At 80.8% G+C, this 833-nt stretch carries 1 pseudogene; it reads right to left on the reverse strand.

The features are described 5' to 3' along the window. Positions 1-582 (reverse strand): annotated as a pseudogene (locus tag ACSNOD_RS31510) (serine/threonine-protein phosphatase); the annotation flags it as partial. Between the last annotated feature and the right edge of the window lie 251 nt (positions 583-833).

Here is an 833-nt window from a genome sequence, read left to right on the forward strand (position 1 = left end):
GAGGACCGCGGAGGCGGCGGAGGGGGTGAACGCCGGGGGGCCGGGCACCAGGGCGGCGTCGCGCTCGCCTCCGGCCGTGCGGTCGCCTCCGGCAGTACGGTCACCCCCGGGCGTACGGTCGCCTCCGGCCGCGCGGCTGTCCGCGCTCTCCGCGGCGACCAGCGGTACGGCGTAGCTGGCGGCGTAGCCGAGCCGGGCGGCGACCTCGCGCTGGCGGGGGTCGAGGTCCGGTTCCCCGAGCAGATCGGGGTGGGCGATGTCGCGGCGGCCGCTGCGCTCGTCGGGGAGGCCGTCCAGGACGCGCCCGTACGAGGCGGCCGCGCGCGGGATCGTCTCGATGGTGCCCAGGTCGGCGCGGCCGAGGCCGAGGCCGACCGTGGTGTCCGGGCCGAGGCCGTCGGCGGGTTCCAGGACCACCAGGCCGCGGCGGGCGCCCACCAGGGCGGCGCCGGCCCGCAGCAGTTCGTGGAGGGCGGCGTCGAGGGTGTCGGTGCGCACCAGCTGCTCGGTCAGCTCGTGCAGCGTGGTGAGGTCGGAGATCCAGCCGGCGAGCCGGTCCTGCACGGCGGCGAGCCGCTCCATGGGGCGGGTGCCCGGCGGGGCGGTCGAGGCGGCGGGGCCGTCGGAGGGGCGGCCGTCCGGCGCGGTGCCGGCGGAGCCCGTGGGCCCCGGGCCCGAGGGCCCCGACGACCCCGAGGACTCGGCGGAGCCGGGGGCCCCGGTGGCGGGGGGCGCGCCGTGGTGCGCGCCGGCGCTTGTGCTGGTGCCGGCGCCGGTCTCGGCACCGGTGCCCGGGTCGGCGTCGGGGCCGGTCCGGGGGCGGTCAGTCTGGG

Source organism: Streptomyces sp. URMC 123, from assembly GCF_051386515.1.
Taxonomy (GTDB): domain Bacteria; phylum Actinomycetota; class Actinomycetes; order Streptomycetales; family Streptomycetaceae; genus Streptomyces.